Origin of the sequence: Serratia sp. P2ACOL2, assembly GCF_003691565.1 — a bacterium.
Taxonomy (GTDB): domain Bacteria; phylum Pseudomonadota; class Gammaproteobacteria; order Enterobacterales; family Enterobacteriaceae; genus Serratia; species Serratia liquefaciens.
In genome coordinates this window covers 5,137,381-5,152,296 of the sequence record NZ_CP033162.1, presented here as the reverse complement: position 1 = coordinate 5,152,296, position 14,916 = coordinate 5,137,381, and the positions used below count along the sequence as shown (strand labels likewise).

Annotated in this window: 13 protein-coding genes; 3 read left to right on the top strand and 10 right to left on the bottom strand. The window is 55.5% G+C overall.

Annotated elements, in window-relative coordinates; genetic code table 11:
- Nucleotides 1–51: 51 nt before the first annotated feature.
- The 8 genes from EBA31_RS24730 to uspA form a co-directional block, all read right to left on the bottom strand.
- Nucleotides 52–651, bottom strand: coding sequence for an SIS domain-containing protein (locus EBA31_RS24730; protein ID WP_122080425.1), 600 nt, complete (start codon nucleotides 649–651; stop codon nucleotides 52–54).
- Nucleotides 651–2,288 carry an FGGY-family carbohydrate kinase gene (locus EBA31_RS24725; protein ID WP_122080424.1) on the bottom strand — a complete coding sequence of 546 codons (1,638 nt, stop codon included), beginning with the start codon at nucleotides 2,286–2,288 and terminating at the stop codon, nucleotides 651–653. The genes EBA31_RS24730 and EBA31_RS24725 overlap by 1 nt, the downstream gene beginning before the upstream one ends.
- 13 nt (nucleotides 2,289–2,301) lie before the next feature.
- Nucleotides 2,302–3,255, bottom strand: a complete 954-nt coding sequence (locus EBA31_RS24720) for an ABC transporter permease (RefSeq protein ID WP_020837442.1) — start codon at nucleotides 3,253–3,255, stop codon at nucleotides 2,302–2,304.
- A 1-nt stretch (nucleotide 3,256) separates the two neighbouring features.
- On the bottom strand, nucleotides 3,257–4,246 hold the full coding sequence (locus tag EBA31_RS24715) for an ABC transporter permease (RefSeq protein ID WP_046374939.1): 990 nt from the start codon (nucleotides 4,244–4,246) through the stop codon (nucleotides 3,257–3,259).
- Nucleotides 4,239–5,738, bottom strand: a complete 1,500-nt coding sequence (locus EBA31_RS24710) for a sugar ABC transporter ATP-binding protein (protein WP_046374940.1) — start codon at nucleotides 5,736–5,738, stop codon at nucleotides 4,239–4,241. Before EBA31_RS24710 ends, EBA31_RS24715 begins: the two co-directional genes overlap by 8 nt.
- Before the next feature lie 112 nt (nucleotides 5,739–5,850).
- Nucleotides 5,851–6,837, bottom strand: coding sequence for an autoinducer 2 ABC transporter substrate-binding protein (locus tag EBA31_RS24705; RefSeq protein ID WP_020837439.1), 987 nt, complete (start codon nucleotides 6,835–6,837; stop codon nucleotides 5,851–5,853).
- A gap of 338 nt (nucleotides 6,838–7,175) precedes the next feature.
- The gene (gene gdhA / locus EBA31_RS24700; RefSeq protein ID WP_020837438.1) at nucleotides 7,176–8,519 is read right to left on the bottom strand and encodes an NADP-specific glutamate dehydrogenase; all 1,344 of its coding nucleotides are present in this window, start codon (nucleotides 8,517–8,519) and stop codon (nucleotides 7,176–7,178) included.
- A gap of 258 nt (nucleotides 8,520–8,777) precedes the next feature.
- On the bottom strand, nucleotides 8,778–9,224 hold the full coding sequence (uspA, locus tag EBA31_RS24695; protein ID WP_012147365.1) for a universal stress protein UspA: 447 nt from the start codon (nucleotides 9,222–9,224) through the stop codon (nucleotides 8,778–8,780).
- A gap of 613 nt (nucleotides 9,225–9,837) precedes the next feature.
- Between uspA and uspB the strand changes: the two genes are divergently transcribed.
- The gene (uspB, locus tag EBA31_RS24690; RefSeq protein ID WP_020837437.1) at nucleotides 9,838–10,173 is read left to right on the top strand and encodes a universal stress protein UspB; all 336 of its coding nucleotides are present in this window, start codon (nucleotides 9,838–9,840) and stop codon (nucleotides 10,171–10,173) included.
- 75 nt (nucleotides 10,174–10,248) lie between these two features.
- Here uspB and pitA read toward each other — a convergent pair whose 3' ends face one another.
- A complete protein-coding gene (pitA, locus tag EBA31_RS24685) occupies nucleotides 10,249–11,751 on the bottom strand; it encodes an inorganic phosphate transporter PitA (RefSeq protein WP_020837436.1) in 1,503 nt (500 codons plus the stop codon).
- Between the two features lie 301 nt (nucleotides 11,752–12,052).
- Here pitA and EBA31_RS24680 point away from each other — a divergent pair, with 301 nt between their 5' ends.
- Together EBA31_RS24680 and EBA31_RS24675 are read left to right on the top strand one after the other, a co-directional pair.
- Nucleotides 12,053–13,252: an NAD(P)/FAD-dependent oxidoreductase gene (locus EBA31_RS24680; RefSeq protein ID WP_122080689.1), complete on the top strand. Its 1,200-nt coding sequence runs from the start codon at nucleotides 12,053–12,055 to the stop codon at nucleotides 13,250–13,252.
- A gap of 312 nt (nucleotides 13,253–13,564) precedes the next feature.
- The gene (locus EBA31_RS24675) at nucleotides 13,565–14,404 is read left to right on the top strand and encodes a putative oxygenase MesX (protein WP_122080423.1); all 840 of its coding nucleotides are present in this window, start codon (nucleotides 13,565–13,567) and stop codon (nucleotides 14,402–14,404) included.
- 72 nt (nucleotides 14,405–14,476) lie between these two features.
- Here the strand turns inward: EBA31_RS24675 and EBA31_RS24670 are convergent, their stop codons facing one another.
- The gene (locus tag EBA31_RS24670) at nucleotides 14,477–14,869 is read right to left on the bottom strand and encodes a VOC family protein (RefSeq protein WP_238387488.1); all 393 of its coding nucleotides are present in this window, start codon (nucleotides 14,867–14,869) and stop codon (nucleotides 14,477–14,479) included.
- Nucleotides 14,870–14,916 lie beyond the last annotated feature (47 nt).

Genomic DNA, 14,916 nt, shown 5'->3' with positions numbered 1-14,916 from the left:
AGAGATAATGGGCTCGGCGTAGGTATGCTGAGCCCTACCAACACCCTTGGATTACTTCCCCTGCAGCAAGCGCTTGCCGACGTCACCGCCTGGGTGTACCGCCAGCAACGTTTCTTTGTCGTAGCCACTGCGTTCCATCAGGCAAGTACAGGCCGCGTCGAAGATTGCCAATACCAGCACGATAGACGTTGTTGCCAGCATATTCAGTGGATCTATCTCATTTTCTACCCCGGTGCGGATCACCAACCGTGCTGCTTTGGCGATCGCCGAATCCGGATTTTCCGTCACGCCGATCAGCGGCACACCCTTGGCCTGCAGCGTTGGCAGCAGGCGGGTCAATTCGTCGGAATTTCCACCGCGCGAAATCAGAATCATCAAATCATCGCTGCGCAAAAAGCCCAGATCGCCGTGTGCTGCATCGGTGGCGTTCAGGTAGATGGCTGGCCGTTCCACGCAGGCCAGCATATGGGCTATCTTGCGTGCCGCAATACCGGAAGTCCCGACGCCGGTGACCACGATTTTCCCCCGGCAATCGGCCAATGCCGCCAGCAACCGTTGCCAGCTTTGTGCGTCGATGCGCTGGCTCAGCTGTGCCAGTTCCCGGCTGTAGATTGCCCAGGCTTCAGTGGCCCGCTGCCATTCCTGCTGCATCAGGCTTCCTCCTGCATCAGTTGGCGGTATTTCATGTGGTCGTTATACAGCTCATGGAACACGCGGTATTTACGGTCGTAATAGCGTTTGATTTTGTTGGTCTGTGGCGTCACGGTTTTACCGATGCGACTCATGGCGCTCATGGCTTCCGGCAGCGTGTCGTATACCCCGGCCGCCACCGTGCCCATCATCGCTCCCCCCAACAGCATTGCCTCGCTCTCTTCGGGTAACAGCATGGCGCAGCCGGTGGCATTGGCATGTTCCTGCACGAAAATCGGGTTTTTGGTACCGCCGCCGCTGGCCATGATGGTGTCGATGCTGTAGCCACTTTGGTTCATGGTTTCAATAATATGGCGGGTACCCAGCGCAATCGCCTGGATGGTCGCCAGATAATGCAAGGCCATATCTTCCGGGGTACGCGACAGCTTCAGCCCGGTCAGAGTACCGGTCAACGTCGGGTTGGCACGTGGTGAACGGTTGCCGTGGAAATACGGCAGCATATGAATATCCTGGGTGAGGAAGGCAATCTCCTCCGGTTCACCTGCCATGCGGCGCAGCAGGGCATTCAGCACTTCATAAATCGTCTGTCCCTGGGTTTTTGCCTGTGCCAGCAGCTCCGGGTAGCAAGGATGCGACTGGATCACGTGGTCAATCAGCGCACCGGTGGCGGACTGGCCGCCCTCGTTCAGCCAGTATTCCGGCAGGATCGCCGAGTAATACGGCCCCCATACGCCGCCAATAAAACGTGCGGTACGGGACATCGCCATATGGCCGGTGGAAGTACCGCCAATCAGCGCAACGCGGCGGTTAAAATCTGCCACTTCACCGGAAACCCCGGTAGCGCCAAGCGTGCCGAGCGTCCCGGCGTGGGCGTCAATGATCGAGACGCTGACCGCCGTGCCGGCAATCAGGCCCATTTCACTGGCGGCACGCTGGGTGAGGCCGTGGCCGAGCGGTTCGCCCATCATTTTGACGTCGCTGCCGATCTTGGCGGCATCGTGCTCCAGCACGTCTTCCAGTCCAATCTGTTTGAAATAGCTTTTGTCCCAGCGCTGTTCATGGCCGAGATAGGTCCATTTGCACACCGTCGAACACAGTGAACGGGTGGCGTCCTGGGTGGCCCGCCAGGTGAGGAAGTCCGGCAGGTCAAACAGGTAACCGGCATTGGCCCAGGTGGTCGGCATATGCTGTTTCAACCACAGCATTTTGGGGGTCTGCATTTCCGGCGAAATGATGCCGCCGACGAAATCCAGTACCCGGTGTTTGGTGGCGTTGATGCGTTCGGCCTGGGTGATGGCCCGGTGATCCATCCACACGATGATGTTCTGCTCGGTACGGCCGGACGGGCTGACGGTCAGCGGTTGGCCCTCTTTGTCCAACACCACCAGAGAACAGGTGGCGTCAAAACCCACTCCTTTAACCTGAATCGGGTTGATGTCGGCCTGGTTGACCGCATCGCGCACCGCGTTGCACACCGCCTGCCAGATATTGTCCGAAGACTGCTCAACGAAGTCCGCTTTCGGACGATACAGGTCGATGGTTCGGCTGGCCTGCCCGACCATGTGACCGTTGAGATCGAATACCCCTGCGCGCGCACTTCCGGTGCCTACATCTACGCCAATAAAATAGCTCGCCATTGTTTTTCTCCAGTCAGGCTTTTCGATTCTGTAATGCGATAAACAGGATCAGCACACCGCCCCACAGGGCCATAGTCAGATAGCTGCTGACGCCCAGCAGGTTGAGGCCGCTTTCCAGCATTTGCAGCACAATCAGCGCCAGCACCAGACCCAGCACCCGGCCAAACCCACCGTCCGGGTTAATGCCGCCCAGCACCGAGGCCAAAATGGTCACCAGCAGATAGGATTCGCCGTAACCGGCCTTGGCCGAGTTGAATTTGGCCATCATCAGCAGCGCCGCACCCCAGCCGAGCAGGGCGGACAAAATATAGACCGCAATCTGTACCCGGGCGGTGTTTACGCCGCTAAAACGGGTGGCTTGTTCGTTGGAGCCAATCAGATACAGGCTGCGCCCGAGCGTGGTGTGCTCCAGCAATAGCCACAGGCCAACGGATACCAGCAGGAACAGCAGCAGCGCTACCGGAATGCCGAGCAGACTACCGTTGCCGAGATACTGAATCGCCGCCGGGAAGCCGGAGATCACCGCGCCGTTGGACAGCAGAATATTCAGGCCGGTGATCAGCGTCATGGTGCCGAGCGAAGCGAGGATGGGCGAAACGCCAATCCAGGCGACCAGCACGCCGTTAAGCGCGCCAATGGCGACGGCGACCAGCAGCCCGGCCAGCAGTGCCAGCGCCAGAAACAGCGGTTGGTCCGGGTGGCTGACGATAATGGCTGCCATCACCAGCGAGCAGGCGTTGGCACCGGCGATAATCGACAGATTGATGCCGCCGGTCAGCATGGTAATGCCCATACCGAGCGCCAGCATGCCGAGGATAGGAAGCTGCGAGGCGATCGACTGGAAATTGCCGAGGCTGAAGAAGCGCGATCCGAGCAGCCCGGCGAACAGCAGCGCCACGGCGATAATGATCGCGCTCTGCAGGCGGATGATCCGATCGTTGGGGATCAGACGGGTTAACTGGATCATGTCATAGCTCCTTGGCCAGCTTGCGTTTTTCATTCCAGGCGGTGCTGCTGATGCTGATCAAAATGATCGCGCCGCTGAACACCTGGTGCCAATAGGCCGACACGCTGAGCAGCGTCAGGCCGTTTTGCAGGAAGGCCAACAGCACCACGCCCAGCAGCGTGCCGGTCAAGGAGCCGCGCCCACCGGTCATGCTGGTGCCGCCCAGCACCACCGCAGCCAGCACCGTCAGCTCAAAACCGAGCAGGGAGTTGGGGGCTACCGACTGGGTTATCTGCGCCTGCACCACCGCGGCGATACCCGCCAGAATGCCCATGTAGCCGTAAACGTAGAAGTGCAGCCGCAGCAGGTTCAGCCCCAGGCGCGACGCCGCATCGCGGTTGCCGCCCATGGCGAAAATTTGGCGGCCGAGGCGGGTAAAGTTCATCAGCACGCCGGTGACGATAATTACCGCCAGCAGGCACAGCAGCGGCAGCGTCAGGCCGTAGTCATAACCGTCGGCCCCCTGGAACGAGAACCAGCTGATGCCATCCATAAACCAGTCTGGGAAACCGTACAGCCAGGTGCCGTTGGTGGCGTAAACCAGTAAGCCGTAGAACAGGTTCAGCGTGGCGATGGTGATGATGATCGCCGGCACCTTCAGCCAGTAGACCAGAAAACCGTTCACCAGCCCGAGCAGCAGGCCGACGCCCATTGCCAGTGCGAACGCCAGCGGGAAGCCGCCACCGTGTTGAATGACCCAACTGGCCATCACGTACTGCGCGATGGCGGTGATCGCCGGGAATGAAATGTCGATGCCGCCGGCTATCAGCACCACGAACAGGCCGCAGGCGAGAATGCCGAGAATGGCGTAGCTGGTGGCGACATCCGTCAGGTTACCCAGCGTCAGAAACTCGCTGGTGCTGACGCTCAGGCCTATTGCCAGCAACAACACCAGCAGGCCCAGGTAAAACTCGTGCCGGCCGGCCAGGCGGGCCAATAATGACTTATCCATTCACCACCTCGGCGATCTGTTGTTCGGTGCTGTGGTGCGGCGAAAACTCGGCGATCAGCTCGCCCTTGCGCATCACCATCACCCGATGGCTGTTGTAATAGGCTTCCGGGATTTCGTCGCAGATCATCAGCACCGCCATGCCGAGCGCGGCCAGATCTTTGGCGATCTGGTAGATCCCCTCTTTGTTGGCGATGTCCACTCCGACGGTAGGCGAATCAAGGATCAGGATCTTCGGCTGCGTTGCTACCCATTTGGCGATGGCGATACGTTGCGCATTGCCGCCCGACAGGGTTTTTACCGGCAGTGCGCTGTCGGAAACCTTGATGTTCAGATCGCGAATCAGCCGGTTAACCAGCTCGGTCGCTTTGGCATGGTCCAGCAGCCCGAGCGAGGTGTGCAGTTGATCGAACACCGTGACGATGGTGTTGTCGTAGATCGACTGCTCCATGATCAGCCCTTGCGTAAGACGATCCTCCGACACATAGCCGATACCCTGGCGCACCGCTTCACGGTTGTTGTGCAGTTGGACCGGATGGCCGTCGATGCGAATTTCTCCGCTGTCGGGACGGGTCATGCCGAACAGGCTGAGGCACAGCTCGGTACGGCCCGCGCCAAGCAGCCCGACGATCGAGACGATCTCGCCGCCGTGCAGTGAAAGATTGATGTCCTGGTATTTTCCGCGTCGGCTGAGATTGCGAACCTCGAGCAGCGGTGCGCTGTCGGTGGACGCCAGCGCCGGCAGTTGGCTGTAATGGAAGCGTTGGCCGGTCATCAGGAACGCCAGCTCATGGCTGTCCAACTGGCTGGCGGGATAAGTGCCGACCAGCTTGCCGTCGCGCATCACGCTGATGCGGTCGGCGACCTCCATCACTTCATCCAGTCGGTGGCTGACGAACACCACGCAGATGCCCGCCGCTTTCAGTTCGTTGACCACCCGCAGCAGGCCGTCGACCTCTTGCCGCGTCAGCGAAGCGGTTGGCTCATCCATGATCACCAGCCGTGCGTCGGCGGCAATGGCACGGCATATGGCCACCAGTTGGCGATCGGCAATCGACAGTTTTTCGACTTTCTTGTCGGGATCGATATGCACGCCAACGCGCGCCATGGCATCCAGCGCCGTCTGGCGCATCACCTGCTTGCGCACCCAGAAATGGCCGCCGGGCAGGTAGCGGTGAATGGCGATATTTTCCGCCACGGTCAGGTTGGGGAATAACGACAGATCCTGATAAATTACCTGAATACCGTAATAGCCGGACAGCTGCGGTGTCAGAGAATGAAAAAGTTTACCCTCAAGCGAAATATTGGCGCCTTTTTCCGGCTGATAAACGCCGGAAATAATTTTAATGATGGTGCTTTTTCCGCAGCCATTTTGCCCGGCCAGGCAATGCACTTCGCCAATATTTAGCGTCAGGTTGATCTGGTCCAAGGCCAGCACGCCTGGGAATCTCTTACTGATATTTTCCAGGGTGATAAATGCGGTGGATGTGGTCATAGCGTTAACCTGTGCAGGTTTTTATTATGGTAGTGACTGAAACTCGGGGCGCACTATATTGCGCCCTTCGTTGTTTCATGACTTTCCCGGTGTGGCGTAATATTACTGAAAATTAAAATCCTAGCGATTTGGCATTATCTTTGGTGACTTCAAGAATTTTATTAAACCGAATCACTTTTTTATCCATGTCGACGTCGGCTTTACCCAAACCTTCGATCGACAAATCTTTGGTCACTTCTTTGCCCTGCAAGAGTTGATCGGCCACCGTCACCAGGGCATAACCGGCGTCTTTCGGGTCCCACAACAGGGCTTTCTTGATGTCGCCGCGTGCCAGGTAAGGCGCGGCCTGTGCCGGCATGGCAATACCGACTACGGCGATCTTGTCCTTGGCGCGTTTCTTGGCGACTGCCTGGCCGGCACCGATCGGGCCGAGGGAGCCGAAGCCGATAATGCCTTTCATCTGCGGATAGGTTTTCATCAAATCCAGCGTGGTGGCGTAGGACTTATCGATGCTTTCCGCCACCGGCAGGCGCGAAGTGACTTCGAACATGTCCGGATATTTGGCTTTCTGGTACTTGATGGCGGAATCCGCCCAGGCGTTGTGCAACGGCACGGTCAGCGAGCCGACATAAATGGCATAGCCGCCTTTGCCGCCCATGTCTTTCGCCAGCTCATCGACGTTGGCCTGCGCATACTTCTCGCTGTCGATGGTTTCAATGTCCCACTGGCCAATCTGCTGGTCCGGGGATTCATGCGTCAGCACCACGATGCCTTTCTCGCGCGCCTTCTTCAGCACCGGCTCCAGCACCTTGGCGTCGTTAGGCACCACGATGATGGCGTTGACGTTCTTGGCGATCAGGTCTTCAATCACTTTCACCTGTGCGGCCGGGTCTGGGGTGGACGGCCCGGTCTGGTAGGCATTGACGTCGAGCTTTTTGGCCGCGTCGTTAACGCCGACTTCCATACGGTTGAACCAGGGAATGCCGGTCACTTTGGCAACCACGGCAATCTCGTACTTTTCAGCAGCAAAGGCAGGTGTTGTCGATAACATGCACGCAGAAACCACACATGCATTTAATAATGCGAGGTTAAATTTCATTCGCTGTACCTTTTTTATCTGTAGGGGTGGCTGTTTTTCCACCTGAGCAGATTACAAAGGAATGGAAGAGGGGACGTAACGAGAGTTGGGAAATTGTGATCTGTGCACATTGGAGTAAAAATATGACGGTTTTAATGTTAATTAATTGTTTAATAATTCAGTGGTGGTAATTTTACCACGAAAAATCATCATAAAATTAACAATAAAAACCATAATTATTTACATATATAAAACAAATGAGGCGGGGCAATCGGGTTTTGCAGGGGTAAAAATGCCGGACTGAGCGCCGGCATTGAAGCATTTTAGCAATGTGTGAACAAGATCACCTTATGAACCTGTTACAACACGCCCTGCGCCAGCATGGCGTCGGCTACCTTGACGAATCCGGCGATATTGGCGCCGTGTACGTAGTGGGTTTGCTTACCCTCGCCGCCGTATTCCACGCAGGCGTGATGAATATCCGCCATGATATGTTGTAAACGTACATCCACTTTCTCGGCGCGCCAGCCGATGCGCGCGGCGTTCTGCGCCATCTCCAGCCCGGAGGTAGCAACCCCACCGGCGTTGGCCGCCTTGCCCGGCGCAAACAGCACCCCGGCGTCCAGGAATGCATCGGTCGCCTGAATGGTGGTCGGCATATTTGCGCCTTCCGCCACAGCTTTGACCCCGTTGCGGATCAGCGTCTGTGCGGCAGCCAAATCCAGCTCGTTTTGGGTGGCGCACGGCAGGGCGATATCCACCGGCACGTTCCAGGGCTGCTGGCCGGCCAGATAGGTCAGGCCACGTTCGCGGGCATAATCTTCCACGCGACCATAGCGCTGATTCTTGATCTCCACCAAATGGGCCAGTTTTTCGGTGGTAAAGCCGGCTTCATCGACCAGAGTACCGCCAGAGTCTGATACGGTGATCACACGCGCATCCAGCTCCAGTGCCTTCTCAATGGTGTATTGCGCCACGTTACCTGAACCAGAAACCGCAACCCGCATGCCTTCAAAACCCAGCCCGTGACGTTGCAGCATGGCGTCGGTGAAATAGACCAGCCCATAGCCGGTGGCCTCTGGACGGATCAGGCTGCCGCCGAATGAAAGCCCCTTGCCGGTGAACACGCAGGCGGTGTTGTTGGACAGCTTTTTCATCATGCCGCTCATAAAGCCGACCTCACGACCGCCAACGCCGATATCGCCGGCGGGCACGTCGGTATCCGGCCCGAGGTGACGGTACAGTTCAGTCATCAGCGCCTGGCAGAAACGCATGATCTCCGCCTGGCTTTTCCCCTTGGGATCAAAGTCCGAACCGCCTTTTCCGCCGCCCATCGGCAGGGTGGTCAGGGCGTTTTTAAACGTCTGTTCGAAGCCGAGGAACTTCAGAATCGACAAATTGACCGAAGGATGAAAGCGCATGCCGCCTTTATAAGGCCCGATGGCGGAGTTGAACTGCACGCGCCAGGCGCGGTTAACCTGCACCTGGCCGCGATCGTCGACCCAACTGACGCGGAACTGGATGGTACGCTCGGGCTCTACCAAACGCTCCAGCAGCGCATATTCGCGATAGCGCGGATTACGCTCGATAAAAGGCCACAGCGAAGTGAAGACTTCCCTGACCGCCTGTAAAAATTCCGGCTGGTGGGGATTATGTTGTTGAAGCGAGGACAAGAAAGACTCTACCGATACGGTATTTTCCATGGATAACTCCTTTATACCCGTTTCCTTTCAAGCTGCCGCGTTGTTGCCCGGCTACAGCCCGAAATTCATAGGGTAATACTATTAATTTCCCCCATTATTTTTATAAATATTGGTATGGATAAAACCTGGGGGAGGATGTTGTGTCTTTAGCGACTATATCACTGGAGGGCGGTTGATTATCAAGCGATTATTGATGTCGGCGGAATGAAAAACGCCCGCAATCGCGGGCGTTGGGCAAGTCTGTTTAGCGGCGCCGACTTAATCTTCGGCTTTTTCGTCTTCGTCACGCAGCGGCACAATCAGCATGTCGATGTGCACGGTGTTGATCAACTGACGTGCGGAGGACATCAGCTTGCTCCAGAAATCCTGATGGTGGCCGCACAGGACCAGGTCCATATCGTATTTCTTGATGGCATCAACCAATACCTGCGCCAAATCGCCGCTGCCGCTAAGGGTTTCGGTGATCGGATAGCCGGCATTCTGCGACAGTTCGGTCAATGCGTGGTGAGTTTCTTCGGAAATGCGTTTTTGCATATCGCCGAGATTAACGTCGATCAGGCCGGTATACAGGTCGGAATAGTTAACATCTACGTGGATCAGGGAAACTTTGGCGTTGTACGGACGCGCCATAGATACGGCTTTCTCCACCAGGATTTTACTTTCCGGGGATAGGTCTACCGCAATCAAAATGTGTTTGTAAGCCATGAGAATACTCCTTCCATATAATGCCGATTAAAAGGTTAGCAGGCATTTAGCGTACCAGCCTGGCGCTTCAGGTTTCATTTTATCATTCAGATAACACAATGATATGTTGAGGCGATCACACTGCACCGCATCAAAAAACTCTCTTTATCTTCCTACCGTCAGTTTTACACCCGCTGGGCAGAAAAGCCTATCGCCCATGATGCGGTTGCTGGGTTGACCGATTGAAATATAAGCATTCTTAAACAGAGTATAGCCCCAAATGCCCTTTAGGGCAGTGGAAAACTCCGGCGGCCTCAGGCAGGGCGGTTATCAGTTATAACCAATAGATGGATGACAAATGGATGGCTTGCGGTAAATTTTATCTACTGCTCAGGCCAGTTTGCGTTTCATTAACCTACAATAATGACTATAGGCCTTATCATTTCTCCTCTGTATCAAACCTGCGCGTGTGCATCTGCATGGCGATGGGGTGTTTCCAGAGGCGGTGGGTTATGCGCGGCCTGTGCTGTGCAAAGGGGATCGGAGCGGTAAGCTCCAGCAGTAATGGGTGATAGAGGTAGGGCAGTTGGACCCGGCGGAGCGCCGTGGATAACAACGCCTTGAGGAGGCAATCATGATCAGTACCGTCGCGCTGTTTTGGGCTCTGTGTGTGGTGTGTGTGTTAAACATGGTGCGGTATTACTCTTCTCTGCGCGCGCTATTGGTGGTTCTGCGCGGCTGTGACCCGCTGCTGTATCAATATGTCGACGGCGGTGGTTTCTTTACCGCTCATGGCCAGCCGAGCAAGCAGATACGGCTGGTGCGCTATATCTTCTCGCAGCGTTATGTCGAGCACCATGATCCGGAGTTTATTCGCCGCTGTGAGCGTGTGCGCGGGCAGTTTATGCTGACCTCAGCCCTGTGCGGACTGGTGGTGATCAGCCTGGTTGCGCTGATGATTTGGTATTGAATCCGGCCGATTCTTTCTGCAACAGACAAAGAAAAAGGCGGCCACTAGGGCCGCCTTTCTCATCAGGCAAACTGCTTAGATCACCTTAAGCGCCAACCAGTACAGCGAACCGGAAAGCAGAATCGAGATTGGCAGGGTTAACAACCAGGCCAACAGGATGTTCTTCACGGTTTTGCTTTGCACGCCGCCGCCGTCCACGATCATCGTCCCGGCTACCGCCGAAGAGAGTACGTGGGTGGTGGAAACCGGCATGCCGGTATAGCTGGCAACGCCAATCGACAAGGCAGCGGTCATCTGAGCCGACACGCCCTGAGAGTAGGTCATGCCCTTCTTACCGATTTTCTCGCCGATGGTGGTGGCGACGCGACGCCAGCCAACCATGGTGCCGAGTGACAACGCCAGAGCAACCGAGACGATAATCCAGATCGGTGCATACTCAACGGTTTGCAGCAGATCCTGACGCAGGTTTTTCAGGAAACGTTGGTCCTGGGCCGAAGTTTCCGGCAGCTTGGCGATCTTGTCTGCGGTATCCGTTACGCACATCAGCAGGCGGCGCAGATGACTACGCTGTTCTACCGTCAGTTGATCGTAACTTTGCAGATTGTTCAGCAAGCCCTGAGTCAGCTCAATCGCCGGCATGGCGCGCGCGCTGTCACAGTGGAACTCGATAGGTTTATCCGGCGAGACGTCCTCATCCGGGCTTGGCACCAGTGGGGTCAGAGTGACCACGTGCGCCAAGGCGTCGCTGTGCTGCTGGTAATATTGCTGCAGGTGGGTCACGGCATCACGCGTACGGGTGATGTCATAGCCGGTTGCATTCATATTGACCACGAAGCCGGCCGGCGCAACGCCGATCAGCACCAGCATGATCAAGCCGATGCCTTTCTGACCATCGTTGGCGCCGTGCGAGAAGCTAACGCCGATAGCAGACAGGATCAGTGCGATACGGGTCCAGAACGGCGGCTTGCGTTTGCCGTCGACCTTTTCACGTTCCGCAGGGGTCATGTGCATACGCTGGCGTTTCTTGGTGCCACTCCAATAGCGGCGCAAGGCAAACACCATCAACCCGGCGACCATCATGCCGACCAGCGGCGAGATGAGCAATGACAGGAAAATACCGATCATTTTCGGGACGTTAAGCGCATCCACTACCGAAGTGTGGGTCATCAGTGCGTTGGTTAAACCCACACCGATAATTGCGCCAATCAGCGTATGAGAGCTGGAGGCCGGCAGACCGAAATACCAGGTGCCGAGGTTCCAGATGATAGCCGCCAGCAGCATGGAGAACACCATGGCTAATCCGTGCGCTGAACTGACGTTCAACAACAGATCGGTTGGCAGCAGATGAACAATGGCGTAAGCAACACTCAAACCACCGAGCATAACGCCAAGAAAGTTGAACAAGCCAGCCATCACAACCGCAAGTTGCGAACGCATGGCACGGGTATAAATTACAGTAGCAACCGCATTGGCCGTGTCATGAAAACCGTTGATGGCTTCATAAAACAACACGAACAACAATGCGAGAATTAACATCAGGCCGGTATGGAAATCCAGGCCAGCGAACAAATGCAGCATAAGCGTTACGCCAGTTTGTGGACATGAACGCCGCGCATTATCAGTGACAACCGGGGCCGGGGAAAAGGAAAATATGACGTTTTTTTGATTTCGATATGACGAAATGATGGCGTTGGTATGACAAATACATGAAATATCAGCGCGTTATGCTGAATGTCTCGCTGTAATATTTTCTTACTATGGCGTTGAGGGCGGCATGGCTTTACAATCTGCCGCCGTAAAGTTGTCGGTTACCGGTAGCGATACGGCGTAAAATAGCGGCCTTTTGTCGCGATTGTGGTTTTTATTCAGAGAGGCGCAGGTGGAACAGTTTGATGTCGTGGTAATAGGTGCGGGCGCAGCGGGCATGTTTTGCGCGGCGCAGGCAGGGCAACTCGGCTGCCGGGTGCTGCTGCTCGACAACGGCAAAAAACCGGGGCGCAAAATCCTGATGTCCGGCGGCGGACGCTGTAACTTTACCAACATGTACACGGAGCCTGCCGCTTACCTGTCGAATAACCCGCATTTCTGCAAATCCGCGCTGGCCCGTTACACCCAGTGGGACTTTATCGATCTGATCAACCGTCATGGCATCGCCTACCACGAGAAGACCCTGGGGCAACTGTTTTGCGACGACTCGGCGCAGCAGGTGGTCGAACTCCTGGTGAAAGAGTGCGAGCAGGGTCAGGTGACGACACGCATGCGCAGCGAAGTGCTGGGCGTAGAAAAAACCGCAGAAGGCTTCGAACTGGCGCTGAATGGTGAGAAAGTGAGCGCTCGCTCACTTGTGGTGGCCAGCGGTGGTTTGTCGATGCCGGGCCTGGGCGCGACGCCGTTCGGCTATAAGCTGGCGGAGCAGTTTGGCCTGAAGGTATTGCCAACGCGCGCCGCGCTGGTGCCTTTTACGCTGCATAAACCGCTGTTGGAGCATTTGCAGACCCTGTCTGGCGTCTCTGTGCCGGCAGTGATCACCGCAGAAAACGGCGTCAGCTTCCGCGAAAGCATATTGTTTACCCATCGTGGCCTGTCCGGGCCGGCGGTATTGCAACTTTCCAGCTACTGGCAGCCCGGTGAGTTTGTGAGTGTTAACTTACTTCCTACGCTTGATCTGGCGGGCTTCCTCAATGAGCAACGTCAGGCACACCCTAATCAAAGCCTGAAAAATACCCTGGCGCTGCACCTGCCGAAGCGGTTGGTGGAATGTTTGCAGACCTTGGGCCAACTGCCGGAAGCGACATTAAAGCAACTGAACCCGACGCAGCAGGCAGCGTTGGTGGAAACTTTGCAGAACTGGCGCGTACAACCCAACGGTACCGAAGGCTACCGCACGGCGGAAGTGACGCTCGGCGGCGTCGACACCAAAGAGCTGTCCTCCAAGACCATGGAGGCCGCCAAGGTGCCGGGCCTGTACTTTATTGGCGAAGTGGTGGATGTGACAGGGTGGCTGGGGGGATATAACTTCCAGTGGGCCTGGAGTTCTGCCTGGGCTTGCGCTCAGGCGCTGGCGGCTCAAAAGCAATAATTTCCGCCGGGGTGATGTAAAAGCCGGCATTTGCTGCGTCGGGCGGAACCGACGCAGCAAATAAAATTATGGTGTAAGACCGATAAATAAATCATGCGTACCGCACGAAACAGAGTAATCCGTCGATATTCAATTTATTGTATTTAGTCGTATTTAAATTATTTGTAAATAAAGTTTTTTGGTATTATTTTTAGCTTAATTATTTTGTTTAAATTAATTTAATTAATGATGGATAACTTGATTTTTATTATTTACAGCGAGTGAAAAACCTCATCTATAATTATTTTTCATGTTTTCGAGTGAGAAATTATTATGAGTGGCGTTTTCTTTGTTCGGCAAATACCTATTACCCCAGAACTTCAGGTTACAGAATTAAAAAACCACGCCAATGGTTTCCTGCGCTATAACAATATCAACGATCTGGCACACAGTGGTCCAGAAGCCCTGACCTGGTTCCTGAACCGCGCCAATACGCTGTTTAAAAGCAATTATCCTTCTGCGCTGCCCACTGCCTCATTGCAATTGTCGTATTTGTCGGTTTTTTGCCGTGCGGAACATGAAGCGGATAGCCAGGCATTACCTGTTTACGATTTCCTCAAAATCGATATTCAACCCACAGGAAAAAGCGGCTACGGCGTGATGTTCTCTTCGCAGATGCGCGAGTATTATCGCGATCGGCTTGAAAATGGCATGGATACGTCGGAAATTCCGGTCGATCAGGCGTTCTTCAACTCTATTTTCAAGCAAGACTCGCCCAAGACCGGCGTACTGGAAAGTTATCCGGTGATCATGATCCCCCGTAGCGCAAATGAGCAAGCTCCTTCGCTTACGCATACCTATCTCAGCAGCCTGGGGCTGGATTCCCGGCATGTCCAGCCGCCTGCGTCGGCTTATCCTTTCCGGTTTTACTTCAAACAGGATCTTGCCACGCAGGATCCCGAAGTCATCGCGGCAATCTCAGCCTGCGGGCAGGCGATGTTTGAAATCGTACGCCCGCAACTTTATCCGTTGGATCAGCAGGATATGCCGCGTTTTGACATGGCGCACCTGACGGACATCAAGTGGGAGCAGCACAATACGGCGCGCAGGTGGGTGGCTGAGCATCAGCCCTGCGTCGAGGCGCTGATGGCGCTGCACGGTATCAGGCACTAGGGTTAAGCCGGCGGCGGGAGCCAATCATTCAACTCTGCGGAATATCCTTGCGACGCTACGCCGCTGGGCCTTTCAGCTCCACGCGATTGCCGTCTGGATCGGTGAAATAGAGAGACGGCCCGTCGCCCTCTGCGCCAAATCGGGATTCGGGGGATCAACGCTGATCCCCTGCGATCGCAAATATGCTAACAGTTCGCCCTCGTTGAAAGGATCGATGCGCAAACAGAAGTGATCGACATTCTGCTGGCGAGCGTCGGGATACTGGCCGCCTTTTTTCCCCAGCACGCCCTCGACGTCGACCAGATCAAGCATGGAAACGCCGATGCGCAGATGTACCAGCCCCAGATCGGGACGCCGTCTGGCGATTTCACACCCCAGTATCTGGGTATAAAATTGAAGGCTTTTTTCCAGGTCGGTGACGCGCAGTACCAGGTGATCGATTTTCTTCAGGCTGAATGGGCGCACGCTGATGTCCTCAGATCGACGGATAATTAATCAGTATAATATACCCG

Bases quoted from the DNA above. Each gene is read 5' to 3' on its own strand.
- EBA31_RS24730 (WP_122080425.1), bottom strand. From the start codon at position 651: ATGCAGCAGGAATGGCAGCGGGCCACTGAAGCCTGGGCAATCTACAGC.
- EBA31_RS24725 (WP_122080424.1), bottom strand. From the start codon at position 2,288: ATGGCGAGCTATTTTATTGGCGTAGATGTAGGCACCGGAAGTGCGCGC.
- EBA31_RS24720 (WP_020837442.1), bottom strand. From the start codon at position 3,255: ATGATCCAGTTAACCCGTCTGATCCCCAACGATCGGATCATCCGCCTG.
- EBA31_RS24715 (WP_046374939.1), bottom strand. From the start codon at position 4,246: ATGGATAAGTCATTATTGGCCCGCCTGGCCGGCCGGCACGAGTTTTAC.
- EBA31_RS24710 (WP_046374940.1), bottom strand. From the start codon at position 5,738: ATGACCACATCCACCGCATTTATCACCCTGGAAAATATCAGTAAGAGA.
- EBA31_RS24705 (WP_020837439.1), bottom strand. From the start codon at position 6,837: ATGAAATTTAACCTCGCATTATTAAATGCATGTGTGGTTTCTGCGTGC.
- gdhA (WP_020837438.1), bottom strand. From the start codon at position 8,519: ATGGAAAATACCGTATCGGTAGAGTCTTTCTTGTCCTCGCTTCAACAA.
- uspA (WP_012147365.1), bottom strand. From the start codon at position 9,224: ATGGCTTACAAACACATTTTGATTGCGGTAGACCTATCCCCGGAAAGT.
- uspB (WP_020837437.1), top strand. From the start codon at position 9,838: ATGATCAGTACCGTCGCGCTGTTTTGGGCTCTGTGTGTGGTGTGTGTG.
- pitA (WP_020837436.1), bottom strand. From the start codon at position 11,751: ATGCTGCATTTGTTCGCTGGCCTGGATTTCCATACCGGCCTGATGTTA.
- EBA31_RS24675 (WP_122080423.1), top strand. From the start codon at position 13,565: ATGAGTGGCGTTTTCTTTGTTCGGCAAATACCTATTACCCCAGAACTT.